This window comes from Streptomyces sp. NPDC055962 (assembly GCF_042270185.1).
GTDB lineage: Bacteria > Actinomycetota > Actinomycetes > Streptomycetales > Streptomycetaceae > Streptomyces.
In genome coordinates this window covers 94623-113449 of sequence record NZ_JBHJYN010000017.1, presented here as the reverse complement: position 1 = coordinate 113449, position 18827 = coordinate 94623, and the positions used below count along the sequence as shown (strand labels likewise).

The window sequence follows — 18827 nt, the reverse complement described above, 5'->3', positions numbered from 1 at the left end:
CGGCGTGCATGGTCCGCGCCATGCTGAATCGCCCCGCTGCTGAGCACGCTGAGTTGCAGGACCTGAGCGCCGACCTCGAGCTCAAGGCCGCCCGTCGCAAGTGGAACCCCGCGCTGCACCCGCGCGACTCCAAGGGCAGGTTCATTGAGACGGGTGGCACGGTCAGGTTGTGGGGCGGCAAGCTCGCCCGGGTCGTCCGCGCGCTCCCGAACGACCGCATTCTCGTCCAGGACCAGACCGGCCCCGGCAACTTCGGCGGCCGTAGGCACACCACCAGTGCCAAGTGGGTTTCCATGGTCGCCCGCCCTGACGGCAGCGCGCCGACCGAGGACGAGGACAAGGTCGTTGCCGAGGACGAGCGCCGGAAGAAGGACCCGGTCCGCGGCAACGGTGTAGCCCGGGACGATGACGGTGACCCGTCCACCCCCAACAACCCCCACGACAACGACGACCAGGGCCGCCCCATCGGTGAAGACGACGGCGACGGCCCCGGCGACGATGACGACGAGGACGAGCCGGCCGACGGCAACCACCCCATCAACACCGCCGCCCTGCCGAACCGCCGACACGCGGCCGGATCCCGCTTCAAGGACACGGCGACCGTCCGCCAGCACTTCACCCAGCTCGCCGACCGCCCCGGCCAGAAGCCGGACATGGTGCGCTTCCTGCGATCCGTCGCGGGCGACGACGACCTGCAGACCAACCGCAGCGGTCGCCTGGCCATCCTCCGAGACGACGCGACCGGCCGCTGGTACCTGACGGCTACGGGCACCGGACAGCGCATGGATGGCGCCGGCGACTTCGCCACCGCGAGAGAGGCCGCCCGGTTCGCCGACCACCTCGACAGCAACGTCCGTGCCAATGGAGAAGGCGGCGCACCGTTCGACTTCTCCGACCCCGACCTGGACCACGCCGCCCGCGCGTGGAGTTCCAGCAACGGTGAGAACGTGCAGGCCGCGATCATTCGCGCCCGCGCGGACTTCGACACCGCCCCGACTGCCGCCGCACCCAAGGACAGGAGCACCGATAGCTCCAGCGGGACAGGTGGAGCTCAGCGCTTCGCCACCCTCGACGCGGTCCGCGCACACTGGACGGCGGGCCCCGACACCGTACGCGGAGGAGACGACAGCGAACGCTCCCGCAGCGTGCAGGCGAAGAACGGAGAGATCGCCGCCCGCAAGCTCACCCGCGCCCAGCTCTCCCCTGCCGGCCACTTCGTCCTCGTCCGGCGCGGCAACGCGTGGGACCTGCACCACGCCGGAACATCCCTCCAAGTCGCCCACGGATTCAAGACGAAGCCGCAGGCCATGCAAGCGGCCCGCGACCTGGAAGCCGTCTCCGACGACAACGGGCAGCCCCTAGACTGGAGCGCCCCGGGAACCTTCAACGCCAACACCACGGGCGCCGGAAAGACCGCACGGGACAAGGCCCAGGCCGACGCCGACGCCTCCACGCGACCGAACCAGCCGGCCCCGGCCGCCGACCCCACACTGGCCCCACCGGCGCAGGGCGACAGCCAGACAGACGCTGACCGGTCGGCCGTATCAACGGGCGACCTGGAGGCGGGAGACCGCGTCAAGTTCACCGTCGGCCGCAGCGGCATCGAATGGCCCTCGAGCACCCGCGACCGCGAGAAGCCGGACACGGCCATCGTCGAAGGCACAATTGCCCCGGGCTACCAGGGCCGCGGGACCTGGATGCCCCTCGTGGACACGACTCTCACCGATGAGAACGGCGACGCCATCGCGTCGGGCGAGAGCGTGAACATCATGTCGCCGCCGGCCACGGTCACCGTGACCGAGCGCGGCAACGTCGGCGCACCTGAACGTGTCCGCGCCGACAGGATCCGAGTGGGCGACGTCATCGTGAACGGTGGCTTCGGCCAGGTCGTCACGGGCATCCGTCGCTTCGAGGGCGGCCGCAGCTTTAACGTGCGCAGTCTCGGACCCGGCCGCGCAGCCGACGGGTTCTCCACCAAGCTCGACGACGAGCAGATGGTCATCCCGAAGGCCCGCCGCCGCCCGGAAGACGTACAGCGCGATGCGCCCGGCCACACAGGTCGGCACATCGACCGTGCCGAGGCCGGCCGTGCGGCCCGCAACATCCTCAGCAACTGGCAGGAGATCAACGACCTCGCCACTGCCCAGTGGCCTGACGGAGCCCCTGCGGAGTTCCGCGCCCTGGTGCAGAACATGCAGAACGTCAGAGACAGCCCGAAGGGCGCTGACGGCTATCAGAAGAACGCCCAGGCCATGCACGACGCCCTCACCGCGCTGCACGACCTGGACACCGACAGCCTGAACTACAAGCTGCGCGACGCACTGCACGGACTCGAAGAGCGCCTCGACGCGAACGCCGACCGGTTCGCCGCCGACGCCCGAGCCATCACCGAGAACAACCAGAAGAAGGAAGGCGCCGCCAAGGCGCAGCAGCGCCTCGAGGAACTGCGCTCCCGGCCCGGCGTCGCTGACCTCGACGACGATCAGCTACGCGCCGAGTACGACGAGCTGATTGCCGCGGACTTCCGGGACATCGGTCCCGACGCCCAGGCGCTGCTCGAGAAGCGTCTCGAGGATGTGAAGCGCGAGCGTCGTGACCGCGACAAGCGCGCCCTGACGGAGCGGCCGGATGTCTCCAAGCTGTTCCCCTCCGAGCTCCGCGCAGAGCGCCGGGAGCTGGAACGGGCACGCACGTCGTACGAGAGCGACGAGGTAGCCGAGGCACGCAAGGAGCGCATCGCCGCGATCGACGCCGAGGAGGAGCGACGCAAGAACACCCCGCCTCCCACGGCCCCGTCCACTCCGGCCTCCGACGAGCCGGACGAACCGCTGCAGGAAGCATGGGACAAGCCGGAACTGTTCGTCACCTTGACGATGCCGGAAGCCATGTACGTCTACCTCAACGAGGAGGGCACCGCCCCCCTGGAGGATCCCGACACTCGTAAGGCCCTCTACGAGGCCGCCCGGGGACGAGGCGGCACTGTCAAGGTGAAAGCCCCCCTCGCAGTGCACGAGGCACTCCTGCAGTACGCGGACGTACTGGCAGGCGGCGACGACGCGGACGCCGAGCCGAATGAGATCCGGGCATACGCGAACTACGCCAAGCGGATTGGGGATGCGGCGGAGGAGCTGCGGAACCGTCCCACGGCACCGAGCGATGCCGTAGACGGCCCGAACGTGCCCGGCGAAGGCGACGACACCGGCACCGTCACGCTCTCCCCCGACGAAGTGTCCGCACAGCTCGACCCTGTCCGGCCCGAAGGGTCGAAGGCCCCGTCGGCGATGACCAACTCGGAGATCAGCGCCGAGATGGTGGCGCTAGTGGAGCGGGAGATGGTCAACGGCGGCCTGTCCGGAGTCGACCGCACCCGGCTGCAGGTCCTCGAGGCAGAAGAAGCCCGCCGCGCCGGACGCGCCCCGAAGAGGGACGAGGCCAAGCCGAAGCCCCAGCCGGACGAGGCGGGCGGCCTGTTCGACGTCGACGGCCCGGCCACCCCGCAGCGCCAGGCCGCCGACTTCGCCAACCCCTACGACCGGCCGGCCGACGCCTTCGGCACCCCCGACATGTTCGCGGACGCCGAGGGACGCGACACCACCAGCCTGCGCGAACCGCAGATGCGCACACCCATGGACCTGCAAGCCGGGGACCGGTTCGTCGACGCCTCCGGCCGCACCCACACCGTCGCGAAGGCACCGGTGCGCACCGGCCGCGGCCGCGTACTCGTCACGTCCGACGACGGGCGAGAGCACCTCCTCGCCCCGGACACCGCACTGCGCGTGCTGTACCCGGATGAGACCGCACCCGAGACGGACACGGCCAACACCCCGGATGCCGACGCACCGGCGCCGGAAGAGGGCATGCCGTCCCCCGATGTCCCGGATGCCGGTGCGCCGAACGGTGACGACCTGATCGACAGCGCAGCCCAGACGGAAGGAGAGCCGCAGCAGTCCAGTGGGGACACCGTCGACGAGGCTTCCATCGCTCTTGCGGTCTCCGAAAGCCTCCCTGAACTCCCGAAACTGCCGAACCTCACCGGTCAGTCCCGCCAGAACAAGGACGACATCCGTCGCATCCGCGGGGACTACGCCCGGATCCGGCAGTCCATCGAGGGCATCCTCGCGGGGAACCCTCCGACCGGAGACGGACGCGAGGACCTGCGACGCATCCGCGAACAGCTCGACTACGTTGCCGGCCGCCTGACTCAGGACCTTGTGCGCGACTCCTACACAAGGGAGTCGGTACGGGGTCGCTTGGTTGACCTGTCCCGGTTCATGGACCAGAGGCTTGCCGCACTGCCCGACCGTAGTCCGCAACCCCTCGGGGACGGTCCCAACGGCGGCACGTTGTTCCATCCGTGGGATCTGCGTGACGGCGACCTGGTCCGCTTCGACGCGGAGAACCAGGCCGACCGTGACCGGAGCCTCGCCCCGTACTACGGAACATTCCGGGGACGCTCTTCCTCAGCAGCCGGGGAGCAAGGCCGGACCCTGGTGTCGTACGAGGGCCTTACCTGGAATGACGACCGGCAGCAGTGGGAGAACCAGGGGATGCGGCACACCGTCACCATGCCGCCCCGCGGCCTGGTGGAGCGGTTTACCCCTGAGCAGTGGGACACCTGGCGCCGCCCAGAGCAGTCCGACGGCGACCAGGAGACGACTGACAACACCACGGCACCCGAAGCGCCGATCCGCGACGTGCGGCCGGTGGATATGACCGATGAAGACATCGAGGCCGAGCTCGAGGAACTGCAGGCCTGGCAGAACCGGCACGTCCGTAGTTCCGGTGAGGGCCCGCGTATTCAGGGCAACGTCATGATCGCGCTCTCTCCTGTCGCCAGTCGTCGGGGGCACCTCCACGACGAGCAGCGCAACCGGAGCAACGCCCGCCGGGAGAAGGAGCGTCTCGAGGAGCAGAAGCGAGTGCGGGCCGCGGCGCTCGCCCGGGCGGAGATCGGCAAGCGGAACGCCGATGGAAGCTACCCGGTGGCCATCGACGGTCAGTCCGATGCCGGCACGGTCAGGCAGCTGGGGCGGCAGTGGATGTACGCCCACGCCAGCGGGACCGAGTCCGGTCTTGAGCACGGCAGCCGGGCCGAGGCAGTGGCGGGTCTCGTCAGGATCCACGACATTCGTCGGCAGGACGCAGACGACGCCGCCCGCCGCGACCAGGCGAGTCGGGAGACCCCGGATGGGTGGGTGTTCGGTGACCGCGACGACGTCGCCGAGAACGACATCATCCGCGTGCCCCGCACCAAGAATCTGCGGGGCGAGCAGGTCTTCGTCGGCTGGGGTAACCCGGTCCGCGTCACCGACGTGGAGCACCGGGCCGACGGGGCGACAGCCGTCCGCTACCGCAACGTGGACGGGTCCTACACGTGGGGCGGCCCGCTGGTCCTGCGCGGCCCCGAGGACACGTTCGCGTGGGCCGAGGACCGCACACGGCCGGAGCCCACACCAGAGTGGCACCACGAGCTGCGTCTCCGGATGGCAGACATCGGCGACGACATCGCCACCCTGAACCGGCTGGAAGGCTTCGAGGAGCCGGAGCGCATCCAGCGCCTGGCCGAGCTGATCCGCCGCGTCGAAGAGCACAAGAGCGATGACCTACAAGCCGACCTCGAGCGGATCCTCGACGAGACGGCATGGCTCGAGGGGCAGTTCGGCAACCCAGACCTTCCGTACGAGACGAGGAGCTGCAAGTCCTGGGCCGTGGCCGCGCGAATGAAGGCGGAATGGGCGCTGGACGAGTTCAAGGACAAGGGGTACGGGCCCTCTGCGCCGCCTTCCTATGATGACCCGGCCCGCACCGACGGCGACGACCGCAGTGCGCGCATGGCGGGTCTGCTGGGTGAGGCATCCAACGCGATTGGCGGTGACTCCCTTCCGGAGATCGGGGAACTGCGTGATCGCGTGGACGGCGCGGGTGACACCGACGACCCCGACTCCGAACTCCGTGACGTCGCCGACCGCCTGGACGCTCTCGCAGACCAGTACGCACTGGCCGGGCCGCAGGGAGAGCACGCAGCCGACCGGTTCCGGAGCGCGGCCCGTATCGGGCGCGGTGAGCGGGACGACGAGAACGGCAGTGGGGACACCGAGACCGGCGACAGACCGAGCAACGACGACAGCAGCAGCCCGGCTCAGGGAGAAGGCACCCCGAACGACGACGGTGACCAGCAGGAAGACACCGATGAAGAATCCCGTCAGCCCCGCAGTGGCAACGCAGACGGCGGGGCAGCAGACCCGGGCAGCGGTCCCGACGGTGAAAGCGCCGGGACCGCTGAGACTCCCCGCAACGGCGGAGGCTCGAGCGGCGGGGCCAACAACTCCGATGTCGAGCAGAACGGGCCCGACGACGAAGATCGTGAGGAGCAGCGTGGACGCCGGCGGCGGAACCGTGGCCGTGGCGCCGGTGGTGCAGGTGGAAGCGGCCTGGGTGGGCTCGGTGGGGGCGGCCTGGGTGGTCCCCGCCTGCCGCACCTGAACCTGCCGGACCTCGACAACGACGACAACGACCGGACCCGCCGGCACGCCGACGCCGACTCCCTGCGGCGCGCCTGGCGAGCCGGAGAGGGACTCGACCCGGCCGAGGACACCCCCGAGCGGCGTGCCCTCCTGGCCCAGGCCGCCGACCGTGAAGGCCTCGTTCTGTCGCCCAACGGCGGCCTGGTGGCGTGGCCGGAGCCGCAGGACGACGGCAGTACCCTGTGGCGCTTCGCCCAGTCCCGCAACGGAACGAACCTGCCCCGCATCACTCTGACCGCCGACAGCCCTGAGATGGCTCAGGAGCTTGCCGGCCGGTTCGAGGGGATTACCGACGGCAACGGTGACCCCTTCGACTGGCACCAGGCATGGGGGCCGAGCCGTGTCGCCCAGTGGCGTGACGGGGAAGGCCGCAACCTTCCGCGTGCCCTCCGCGCGGTACAAGACGACTACGAGCAGGAGCGCATCGGCGCCTTCACTCTGCCCGAGGATCTCACCGGCCTGGACGACACCGAGCTCGAGGCCGCCTTCCGTCGAGGGCTCGGCCCGGAGGACGAGCTCCGCATGATGGCGGAGATGGACCGCCGTGATGGACTCGTCGACGAGCGGATCCGCGCGGCCGTGCCCGACACCCCGCCGGCCGACGCAGACGAAGCCGAGCGCCGCGGCCGCGCCATGGACGAGGCCTTGGGCTTCGGTGGAGCGGACGTCACGCGCCCCGCCCCGGCCACCCCCGGGAGCCTGCGTCGGGAGTTCGACGCCCTGGACGAGGAGCGCTTCCAGGCCGCCATGGCAGCCACTGGTGGCCGTCTCTTCAACCCGGAGTCGGAGGACTCCGGTGTTGATCCTCGCGACCTGTTCTCCGGGCGTAAGGTCACGGCCGCACGAGCCCAGGAGCTGGCATCGGATGAACTTCGGTCCTGGTTCAAGGCCAATGGCGGACGAGTCACGTACTCCACGTACTCCGCACGGGAACGTGACCGCGTTCTGCGCGCGGAGTTCACCGACATCGACGAAGCCCGCTACCTGGCGGCCGTGGCTGCGACGAACGGGTACTTCTTCCGGCGGCAGCACGAGGGCAGCTCGATCGACGAGCGGGAGCTGTTCTCTGGCGGGAGCATGTCCCAGTTCGACCGGTGGAAGGACGTCGCAAGCGAAGAGCTGCAGGAGTGGTTCGACGCGAACGGCGGCCGCCTCACCTTCAACCAGTTCAAGCAGTCGCGCCGCGATAACGAACGCACCGCCCGCGACCTTCACGAGGAGGAGCAGCGCCGCGCGGCCGAAGCCGGAGGTCCCGACGACACGGCCCCCTTCACGGGCGACGATGTCTCCGCACCGTCCAGGGACGGCTTCACGGGCGACGGTGTCCCCGCACCGTCCAGGGATGGCTTCACGGCCGGCGATGTCGCCCCCGCACCGTCCAGGGACGTTGAGAGCACGGAAGACGCCACCTCCCGGTTTGGCAGCCACGACAAGATGCGGGAGTTCGCCGACCGGGCTGATCTGCGCCCAGTCGGAGACGGCGAAACCGTGTGGCTCGACGGCCGGAGGATCGGCCACATCTCCAACGTCTACCGGTCGAATCCCAACAGGCAACCGGTATGGAACGCCACACCGTTCATCGGGCTGGACAACGACCGGATCAGCCGGTCCCAGAGCCGTGATACAGCCATCGCCAACCTCGTCGTCCGCGCCCTGCAGGAAGGCCCTGTGGACCCCACGAATCCGAGTGAGGACGTCTGGCGTACGGTGACTGCGCACCTTGCAAGCAGGACGTGGGAGCTGCCGGAGCCGCCTCGCAACGACCCCGAGGCACGCGCCCGACACGACCGGCTGACCGCCTTGATAGACGCCTTCCGTAGCCATCGGTCCCCGAGCGGGGACCTACGGGACGACCTGGTGCAGGCCCGCGACGACTTTGCATGGCTGGGTGGTCTCCTGCCCAACACCATGCAAACAGAGCGTGATCGCAGCAGATTCACCAACCGCTCCTATTGGGCCGGGAAACTCCTCGACGGCCTCGGGGATCCGGAGAGCGACCACCAGCGACCCCACGGCAACGATTCGGATAGTGACCGGCAGCGGCCCCGCGGCGACGACAAACCGCTGGGCGAAAGCAACGCTCCGTCCCCCGCATTTCCGACGCCGGACGAGCCGGTGAACACCCCGGAGGACACCGCCCGTCCGCCGGAGGACACTGCCCGCCCGCCTGCGGAACCCGGCCCGGAGACGGCCCCAGAGTCGATCGGTGGCCAGCCCGCGCACTGGGCCCGGGTCGAGGACCTGAGTCCTGGCGACATGGTCCGTGTGGACGGCACCAAGAAGAGCGGCCGGCCGACGCAGCGAGCCGGATACGTCTACACCGGACCGGTGCGGGTGGAGGTGACCCGTGGCGGCCGCACGATGGAGATGTGGCGCACCAGGGTCACCGAGAACCCGGACGGCACCGGCGCGGCGCTGAACGTCTACACGTCGATCAACGCCACCGCGGCGCGGGCCGAGGCCCCGGACGACATCGTGCCCGGGTCACCGGTCAGCGGCGCTCAGGCCTCGCTCCACACGGGCGACCTTCCCGACGTGATCCCTGCGGACCGCGGCGGCAGTGGCCTGTTCCCGGGCAGCACCGTCAGGGGGTCCGACGACCGTGAGGGCACCATCACCGGCGCCACCAGCAGCACCGTGTCGGTGCACTGGTCCGGCGGCCGGGACGAGGACAGCGTCTCGCCGACCTCACTCACGGTCACTGACGGCCAGCGGCCCGACGGTTGGACCGCAGACGGCCAGCGGGTTACGCCGCAGCACATCGTCAGCGACAACGACGGGGCCCTCCTGGGCCCGGTCGACGAGGTCGACGGCGACAACGTGTCCATCACCACCACCTCCGGCGGCACGATCACGCGCAGCGCTGGAGACCTTCACGTCACCCGCGAAGTCCGCGACGACGTTCCCGCCGCCACCACCGTGACCGGCATCGACGACACGGCGGCCGCGGACCTGAAGGAGGGCGACGTCGTGGTCCTGGACCTCGACGGGACCGCGAGCACCGTGGTCATCTCCGAGATGCCCAGCCGGGACGGAGACCGTGTCACCCTGACCTACGCCGACACCACATCGGGCGAGATGGGCGAGCTCGACGTCGACGCCAGCATGGTTCTGCCGCACCTCCACGGCCCGGACGGCAACGCACCCGAACTCGGCCCGGACGACGCCCCGGACACCAGCGACGACCTGATCTTGCATGAACCGCCGCGCCGTATCGATCCCGTCACCGGCCCGACCATCGACCCCAGCCTCACCATGGGCGACCTGGATGTCATCGACGACCACGCAGTCGGCCCGGACGACGACCCGGACGCCCATCAGGCCGCGGTCCGAATCACGGATGACCTGCCCGTCACCCCGACACAGGCCGCGGCCCTGGCTGCACAACTGCGCGAGGCCGCCGACCCGGCAACGCCCGAAGGACGCGCCGCGCTCCGTGCAGCGGACCACCTTGACGAGGCAGCTGGCCGTACGCCGCCGGCAGGCCTCGACCGGCCGCGCCCGGCGACCTTGGCTCAGCTTGCCGCGGGCGACCTGGTGGCGCTGCCGAGCGAGCGGTCCGGCGGCGGAGCGGCGCGGGTCTACCGAGTCGTGGACGCCGCCGACGCACCGGGTGGTGTGCGTAGCTTGCACCTGACGGACGAGAACGGCCGAGGAGACAGCCGCCTCGAGCATGGAGCCATGCCCGTGTGGCTGCTTCCCGAGCCCGAGCCCACGCCTATCACCCCGCCCGACATCGACGACACCCCGGAGGCGCCCCGCACCCCGAGCACCCCGAGCGCCCCGGACACGCAGAGCACTCCGACGCTGCCGGTGGCCCAGGTCCGCCCGGGAGACCTGCGGGTCGGCGACGTCATCGACGCACCGGTGAGCCGCTCCGGCTACCAGTTCAACGCGCACCAGCGGCTGACGATTATCAGCGCACCGCAGCGCAACGGCTGGTGGATGCAGCTCACCGGCGTGGATGACAACGGCAACGTCCACGACTTCGGCCTGCACTCCAGCCGCGCCGTGGACATCTACGACCGGAACCGGCCCACGCCGGCGCTTCCGCCCCTCGGAATGCCCCGAGACCCGAACCCCACCCCGCGGAACACGACCGACGCGCTGCTCCGCGACAACGTTCGCAGCCTGCGAGTCCGCATCCGAGGGGAGGCCATCGCCGGTACGGATCCCGCCGGCGACATCCACGCGCTGCGGGAAGGGATCGCCGCACGCGTCGCACCCGAAGCCCTGCAGGAGATCCGCCAGGCCGCCCGGCGTGACGGCCTTACCGCCCTTGACGCCTCCGGGCTCACCGGGCAGGACCTCGCCGACGCGCGCCAAGAGCTCCGCACCATGAGCGACGGCGCGCACGAGGAGGAAGTACGCGCCATCCTGCGCACCATCAACGACCTCGAGCCGCTCCCCGACGAGTCCAACGAAGAACTTGCCGCACGAGCGCGGGACCTGCTGCGCCTGATCCCTCAGCCCGTTGGTCCCCAAGGAGACGGCGATGGGGACGCCGGCGTGACCCGCACTGTCAACGGACACGTGGGAGCCGCCGTGAACACGCTCATGCAGCAGCTCCAGGCCGCCGGAGTGGACCCGGGCGACGCTGAACACCTCGCCCGGACCCTGCTCCGGCAGCTCGACGGATCCCGGCAGGCCACCGCCCGCCGGATTGCCCGCCGAGTCACGGCAGCGTCCCCGGCCGCCGGACGGCAGCCGGGCCTCCTCGCCCGGATCGTCGCCCTGCTCCTCAACCTGGCCAAGCGCTTCGCGGAGCTCGTCAGGGTGGGAGCACAGAAGATCGCGGAGAAGTACCGCAGCGCACGGGAGCGCATGCAGCGCCTGCGTGCCTTCCTGCGTCGGCTGGCTCGACGCGTCCGGCAGTGGCCCGAGTCCCGCCGCCTGGCGCGCCTGCACCGCGCGGTGAACCTGCCCGACGCCGACGGCGAGTCCCTTGCCGCACGGATCTCGCACTGGGCCGGGCTCATGCCTGAGGGAGGGCGCTTCGGCCAGTCCCAGCGGCGCGTCACCTGGTGGCGCCCGACGACCTGGGGACGGCTCGCATCCGGCCGGCTCCCCGACCGTACGGACCGTATCCAGTGGACACCGGACACATTGGCCGACGGAGGGCCTGGCCTGACCGCCCTGCGGCACATGGCAGCACTGCGAGCAGCGGGCAACGACGTCGACCAGGACGTGACCCGACGCCTGTCCGCGGCGCTCGGCGACGACTTCGGCGACGACCCGCACGCCGCGCTGCAGCACGCAGACGACCACGTGGCCGCCAGCGAGCGGCGCCTGGTCAACCTGCAGGGCGCCCGCAGCGGGGCGACGATCCCGGACGACCCCGACCTCGAGATCGAGCTCACCACGGCCCGCGCCGAGCTCTCGGCCGCCCGCAGGGAGTACGCTGACATGCGCGCCCGGTACGCCGCGGCGGTGCCCGACGCCGTGGCCGCAGCTCTGGCCGACATCCGCGACATGGGGCCCGAGGGCAACGCCGCCCTCGCCTTCGGCCCGGACACTGACCCGGACGCGGAACGCGCCCTGCGGGGCGTACAGCGCCTCATCCCGCGGTCGTGGCTCAGTACCCCTGCCGTACGCCGCCTGACAGCCGTGGACGGGGATCATGGCCGCTACGAGCCCGACGGGCAGCGGATCACCGTGGCTGACTTCGCGGACGAGGGGATGGGTACCGCCGGTCACGCACTGGCGCAGCACCTGGCACGGCACATCGGCGACCTGGACGTCGCGCAGCGGGTGTTCTGGTTCACCAGCACCCACACCGGCCGGCCTGGTGCCCGCCGGATGCGGCGCAGCCCGCTGAGCCGTCTTCTGTCGCGGCAGCAGACGCAACGTGGCACAGGTGACACTCTCGCCCGATCTCTGCAGGCGATGTTCAACGGCGACTGGTACCTGGATGACGACCTGCGGGCGTTCCTCCTGGGCCTGATGGCCACCAGATAAGGAGGCGGCAAGTGATCACCGTCAGCGGCGCGTTCCATGACGGTTCGACCTACACAGTGCAGATCACCGGGCGGGCCGACCGCCCGGTGATCGGGTCGTACCGTGCTGCGGCCCTGGTGCAGCTCCACCAGGGCGAGACCATCAGCTTGTCCCCGACCGGCCCCAGGCGGGCCGTGGCCGGCGACGACGAGGAGTCCGTGCTCGCCGTTCTGCGGGAGTACACCGATGTGATCGAGGAGAGCGGGGGCGTACCGCGGCGTGCCAGCGTGCCCGGGAGCTGATCGCGGGGACTTGCCCAATTGGGCAAGAATGATCTTGGTCGGGGTGGAAGGGCGGTGTGACAGCGACACAAGGCGCAGGGCGCGCCATCCTCCGCCCGTGACCACATACGGATTCGCCATCAAGGCACTCCCCAAGGGCGGCAAGCCCTTCGGGGAGGAAGACGACGACGAGAACGAGGAGACGGTGGGCGCCGGGGGCGCCTCGCTCGAGGGCGCCGATCTCGGCGCACCCGACAGTGACCCCGCCGCGGGCGATCTCGACGACCTGCCCGAGGCCTCCACTGCCGGCTCCGACCCTGCGGCGCTCGAGGGCGACCCCGAGGCACCTGCGGCCGAGGACGCGGCCCCTGAGGAGAAGGAGGGCAGCGAACCGCCGGCAGACCTGATGCCTGCGGACGACGACGCCCGCCCCTGGTCCGGCGACCTCTACAACGAGGGCGACGAGACCGAACCGGACACCGCGTACTGCGCGTACACCGGGATCGACGGTGAACAGGCTTGGCTCGACCGGAGCCCGGACGGCACACTGACCGGGTGGGTGCGTGACTCCACGGGCCAGGTGTGGCGCTTCACCGACCCGGATGCGTGGGCCGTCGACGTTGACGGTGCGCAGATGACCAGGACTCACGGCCCCGAAGAGGAAGCCGACCCAGCCGCTCCTGCGGCGCCAGGCGAACCGGCCCAGCCCGGTGACCGCGGCGTCCAGGACCAGATGTTCGCGAACCAGTAAGGGAGCCGAGAGTGGAGCTCGACCGCCAGGCCTGTCTGGACCGGCTCACCGAAGGAAAGGCCGCGTACGCGAAGGGAGACCCCTCGGACGCCTGCCCGTACGACCGGAACGGCGACGTGGAGCAGCAGTTCGGACACCGCTACTGGTCCCGCGGCTGGGTCACGGCCCGCTCCGAGGCCGAGTCACGGCCGAAGCAGACGGCCACGGCAGGACAGTAGGCCGAGGCGAGAGGCACGGTGCCCGGCGGCCCACTGTCCACCGCCGGAGGTTCCCCGCCGTGCCGAGCGCTTCACCCACCAGACCCGCACCCCCGCGCACCGCCCAGCGAGGCACGAGCCGGGCAATCTATGCCGTCACCGGTGTGACCGACGAGGTCGACGACTTCATCGTGCCCGGCGCGTTCACCGCCACCCTGGTTGCCCGCCCCGTGAAAACGGTGTGGCATCACGGCTGGAAGGAACCCATCGGCGTCGTCCTCGAAGTCGAGGAATGGATGCCCGGCGACCCCAGGTTCGCCGACGTTCCCGGAGCGTGGCCCGCTGAGGCTGGCGCCCTCGTCGCCACCGTCGCCTACAACCTGCGCACCCGCGGCGGCCGAGATGCCTACGAGCAGGTCAAGCAGTGGCACGAGCACCAGCAGGCCGCGTTCTCGATCGGCTACCGCGTGCCGACCGAAGGCGCGACCCTTCGCGGTGACGGGGTCCGCGTCATCCACCGCCTGGACCTCTTCGAGGTCTCCCCGGTGCTCCACGGGGCGCACCCGCTGACGCGCAGCCTCGAAGTGAAGTCCTCTGCCGCGACCGGCGGGCACGACGGGCTCGAGTACAAGACCACGCCCTCCCACGTCGAGATCGATGTCGTCGCAGCGCCGAAGGGCGACACCGTCAAGGTCGCCGGCCTGGCGGTGAAGGCCGCCGACACCGGCCGCGTGCTGATGCTCCAGCGGGCCCTCGACGACGACGACCCGGCCGCGGGCACGTGGGAGTTCCCCGGGGGCCACATCGAGGGAAGCGAGGATCCACTGGCCGCCGCCCTGCGCGAGTGGCAGGAGGAGACCGGCTCGATACTGCCCGGCACCACGAGCATCGTCGGTTCCTGGACGGCCCCGAACGGCATCTACCGCGGCTACGTCGCAGTCATCCCGGCCGAAGCCTCCATGCCCATCAACGTGCCGCACAAGGACCGCCAGGTGACCAACCCGGACGACCCGAAGGGTGACGCCCTGGAGGTCACTTCGTGGTGGCCGCTCCCGGCCCTGCCCGACATGCCACTCCTGCGGCCCGAGTGCCGCGAGACCCCGTGGGCACTCCTGGTCGGCGCCGCCCTCCCGCAGGGCCCCCTGGTGAAGACGCAGACCGCGCTGTCGAAGGAGTTCACCGAAGGGGTGATGAACCGCCTTCGGGCATTCAGCGGGCACGAGAAGAAGTCCGCGCGGGCCGCGGTGTCCGCGGCCCGCGCGCTGCCGCGCATCGAGCACAAGTCCGCCCGCTCCATGGTCACCGAAGCCAAGAGCCATTTCCCCGCCCCGACGATGGAGAATTCCGTGACGTTCCCCCAGCCCCTGCCCGAGTCGCAGGAGCAGTTCCGCAACCGCCTGGGCGAAAAGGTCCGCGAGCTCCTCGATCAGGGCGGCGACTCGTGGACGTGCATCGAAGGCACCTACCCCGACCACGTCATCGTGTCGGTGCACACCGAGGACCCCGGCCGCAGCAGCAACTACGCGATCCCGTACGCGGTCACCCCCACGGGCGACATCACCCTGGACAAGCCGCAGCCTGTGGAGCTCGCCACGATCGTCGTCCCGGAGGGCACCACCTCCCACCGCGCCGCCACCGACGCGGAAGACGTCGACGCGCGAGTCGTGCAGCCCACCGTCGGGGCGCTCACCGATGCCACAGCCCGGGTCAGCAGCACCACCGCAGGACCCGGCCAGCTCGAGGACGTCCGGGACAAGGTGCAGGACCTGATCGCCGCTCTCTCCGCCAAGGGACTCAAGGGACTGAGTTCCGAAGGTGGAATCAGTCCCGGCGGCAAGCCGGCTACGGGCGCCCCGCCCGGCCTGGACCTGTGGGACGAGGACACCTTCGACACCGGCGAAGGCGACGCCGAGACCGACGATGAAGAGGACGACGAGGACGAAGACGAACCGGCCGCGCCCACGGACTCCGTGCACCTGGACCCCGACGAGGTGAAGGCAGCACTCGCTTCGATGCGGGGCTGAGTTGCACCCCACCGCCCACGGAACACCACTACCCATCACAACAAAACAGCAGGTCAACCCCTATGTGCTGCCCACTCTGCACGTCCTGAGCGGGCAGCACACGACGTTAACCCTCTCCTGCCTCTTCTATTCCGCCTCAGCGTTGAGGCGTCCCGGTGCTGGCCGGGCGAGCGACGCACACGTCCACCGCCCCCAGCATCAGGAGAGCAGCAGCAATGCCCGCCACCACCACACGAATCAAGGAACTGACCGGCCTCCTCGAGGCGAAGTCCCGAGAGGCTGAGCAGATCAGCCAGAGCTTCAAGGTCGAGGACGGCGGCAAGTTCGTCGTCTCCACCGACCAGGCCGCGGCCTTCAAGAAGGTCGCCGGTGAGGCGAAGGAAATCAAGGCACTCATCGACGCCGAGCAGGGCCTGACCGAGGTCAAGCAGTACCTGGCCGAGCCCGAGGGGCAGCCGGCCGCGGCCAGCCACTTCGGCCAGCGGCCGGGCCTCGAGGCGAAGTCCCTCGGTGACCTGTTCGTCGAGTCGGAGTCCTACCAGCACGCCACGCAGGCCGGGTTCCGCGACCGCCCGTACATCCGCGCCGACATCGAGGGAAAGAGCATCTTTTCCCTCTCCGCCGGCCAGGTCACCCACCAGGTCCTCGGCTCCGCGCAGAACCTCGGCATCACCGAACGTCCGTTCCGCAAGTTCCACATCCGGGACCTCTTCCCGAAGAGCTCGACCAAGCAGGCCGTGCTCTACGGCGCCCGTGAGACGGGCTGGACCAACAACGCCAAGCAGGTCAAGGAGCGGTACGCCGCCGACGGTACCTCCCCGGCCACCGGCGCCGACACCGACACCTGGGGTCGCGCCCCGCGGTCCAAGCTCTCGCTGACCCCGGTGATGTACCCGGTCGCCGAGGTAGCCCACCTCCTGGACGCCCACAAGAACATCCTGTCCGACGAGCCGCGCCTCAAGACCTTCATTAACTCGAGGATGGTCGAGGGCGTGAAGTACGCGGAGGACTGGGACCTCCTGCACTCCGTCGGCGACGGCCAGTCCCTCACCGGCATCTACAACACGCCGGGCGTCCAGCAGTACACCGGCCTCAACACCGACCAGTACAGCGTCCAGATCCGGCGCGCCATCACCAAGGCGCTGCTCGCCGAGTACGACCCGACCGGCATCGTCCTCTCGCCGTCGATGTGGGAGGAGGTGGAGGTCGAGGAGGACAAGAACGGTGCCTTCCGCGTCGCCATCGCCGTCGCGATCGGCGCCGAGAAGAAAGTGTGGAGGTTGAACGTGGTCGAAACGACCGCCATGGCGGACGACGACTTCCTCATCGGCGCCTTCGGTCTCGGCGCGCAGCTCCACGACCGCGAGAACGTCTCCGTCACCGTCTCCTCGGAGAACGGCGAGAACTTCGAGAAGGGCCTGATCACCTTCCGCGCCGACGAGCGCCTGGCCCTCGAGGTCCCGCGCCCCGAGTCGTTCGTCATCGGCTCCTGGACCCAGCCGACCGGCTGATCCGGACCGCGGCGAGGGGGTGCACCCGGGCCACGGGTGCACCCCCTCCCACATAGCACCACCACGATGACGGAGGACTCTGGTGATCGAGAAACAACACGTAGGCCTGGCTGACGAACTGGCTGCGCTCGCAAGCGCCCCGGCGGCCCACCGCGGCCCGCTCTGCAGCGTCGGCGTCCTCCTGGACTCCGCCGAGGCGAGCGTGGCGGAGTCGCTCCGAACGGTGCTGGACACTCCGAACGTCTCCGGTACGGCCATCGCCGAGACGCTCAGCCGATACGGCACCCCCATCACCGCCTACACCGTGGGCCGACACCGACGGCGCGGCAAGGCCAACGGATGCAGGTGCGTGCGATGACGCTGAACGGCGACCTGCAGGCCCTCCTCGAGCCCGCCTCCCAGGAGCAGAGCCAGCCCGCACAGACGCAGCGCCTGCAACCGCCCGCACCCCGCGGCTGGGAGTCCGGCATCCGGTACGAGCCCGGCGGCACGATGGTCGTCACGACCCCGCCCGCAGAACAGGCTCCGGCCGGCGAAGCCGACTGGCGCGCCCGCGTGGAGGAGATGGGCCTCGCCATCCCCGACGGCTTCCGCGTCCGCCTGGTCGAGGCCAAGCACGACCCGGCCGCCTGGCACCGCGACGCCCAGGGCGACGACGCCGTCACCCGCGCCGTCTGGCGCTGCCGCTACATCATCGAACCGGCCGCACCCACATGGATGGCCGCCGGCGAAGTCGACGCCCTGGTCCGCGACGCAATGCGCCGCCGCCGCAAGCCGCGCCCCGCACTCGACACCGCTGACCGCGCCCTGGTCGTCGTGTACGCCGACGCGCAGGCCGGGAAAGTCGGAAGAGACGGAGGGACCCCGGAACTCATCGCCCGGATCGCAGACCGCTTCGACCGGCTCGACGACCACATCCGCGACCTCAAGGCCGTAGGTCGCGGCCCGAGCGCCGCCTACTGGGCAGACGCCGGAGACTGCGTCGAGGGCTTCGAGAACACGACGCAGCAGGCATTCACGAACGACCTGACACTGACCGAGATGATCCGCGTGCACCGCCGGGTCACCTTCGAGGGCCTGGACCGCCTCGCCGGGAAGTTCGATCGCGTGGTCGCCGCGACCTGCGGCAGCAACCACGGCCGCGTACGCCGCGGGAAAGACAGCGTTGGCCCGCCCGTCGACGACTGGGGCATTGAGGTCATGTCCCAGGTCGCAGACGCCTACACCCGCAATCAGGACGCCTACGGACACGTGTCGTTCGTCATGCCGGAGCGGTGGCGCGACTCCGTGAGTCTCGACGTTGCCGGGCACATCGTCGGCCTGGCACACGGACACCAGTACGCGCGCCCGGACAAGGCCGTCGACTGGTGGCGTGGACAGACGTTCGGACGGCAGCCGATCGCCGACGCAGACATCCTCATCACCGGCCACTTCCACCACTGGCGCGCGCAGCAGGTCGGCAACGGCCGCCTCTGGCTCCAGGCGCCCACGCTCGACAACGGGTCCGACTGGTACACCGTCCGCAGCGGCGAGGTGTCCGCGTCCGGCCTCATGGTGTTCAGCGTCGGACCGGACGGCTGGGACGACCTGCGGATCCTCTGA

8 protein-coding genes are annotated in these 18827 nt (G+C 70.3%); all 8 read left to right on the top strand.

Going from position 1 to position 18827, the window contains the following annotated elements; translation table 11 throughout:
- Nucleotides 1-20 precede the first annotated feature (20 nt).
- The 8 genes from ACFC51_RS32935 to ACFC51_RS32900 all read left to right on the top strand — a co-directional run bounded on the left by ACFC51_RS32935 (nucleotide 21) and on the right by ACFC51_RS32900 (nucleotide 18827).
- Nucleotides 21-12482 (top strand): hypothetical protein, encoded by a 12462-nt coding sequence (locus ACFC51_RS32935; RefSeq protein WP_376532420.1) that lies wholly within the window; start codon nucleotides 21-23, stop codon nucleotides 12480-12482.
- Between the two features lie 11 nt (nucleotides 12483-12493).
- Nucleotides 12494-12763 carry a hypothetical protein gene (locus tag ACFC51_RS32930; protein WP_376532418.1) on the top strand — a complete coding sequence of 90 codons (270 nt, stop codon included), beginning with the start codon at nucleotides 12494-12496 and terminating at the stop codon, nucleotides 12761-12763.
- Nucleotides 12764-12860: 97 nt separating this feature from the next.
- Nucleotides 12861-13493, top strand: coding sequence for a hypothetical protein (locus tag ACFC51_RS32925; protein ID WP_376532416.1), 633 nt, complete (start codon nucleotides 12861-12863; stop codon nucleotides 13491-13493).
- Nucleotides 13494-13504: 11 nt separating this feature from the next.
- The gene (locus ACFC51_RS32920; RefSeq protein WP_376532414.1) at nucleotides 13505-13711 is read left to right on the top strand and encodes a hypothetical protein; all 207 of its coding nucleotides are present in this window, start codon (nucleotides 13505-13507) and stop codon (nucleotides 13709-13711) included.
- Nucleotides 13712-13854: 143 nt separating this feature from the next.
- Nucleotides 13855-15714, top strand: a complete 1860-nt coding sequence (locus ACFC51_RS32915; RefSeq protein WP_376532412.1) for an NUDIX domain-containing protein — start codon at nucleotides 13855-13857, stop codon at nucleotides 15712-15714.
- Nucleotides 15715-15929: 215 nt separating this feature from the next.
- Entirely contained in the window at nucleotides 15930-17225 is a 1296-nt protein-coding gene (locus ACFC51_RS32910) for a phage major capsid protein (RefSeq protein ID WP_376532410.1), read from the top strand.
- A gap of 82 nt (nucleotides 17226-17307) precedes the next feature.
- A complete protein-coding gene (locus ACFC51_RS32905) occupies nucleotides 17308-17583 on the top strand; it encodes a hypothetical protein (protein WP_376532408.1) in 276 nt (91 codons plus the stop codon).
- Nucleotides 17580-18827: a hypothetical protein gene (locus tag ACFC51_RS32900; RefSeq protein ID WP_376532406.1), complete on the top strand. Its 1248-nt coding sequence runs from the start codon at nucleotides 17580-17582 to the stop codon at nucleotides 18825-18827. Before ACFC51_RS32905 ends, ACFC51_RS32900 begins: the two co-directional genes overlap by 4 nt.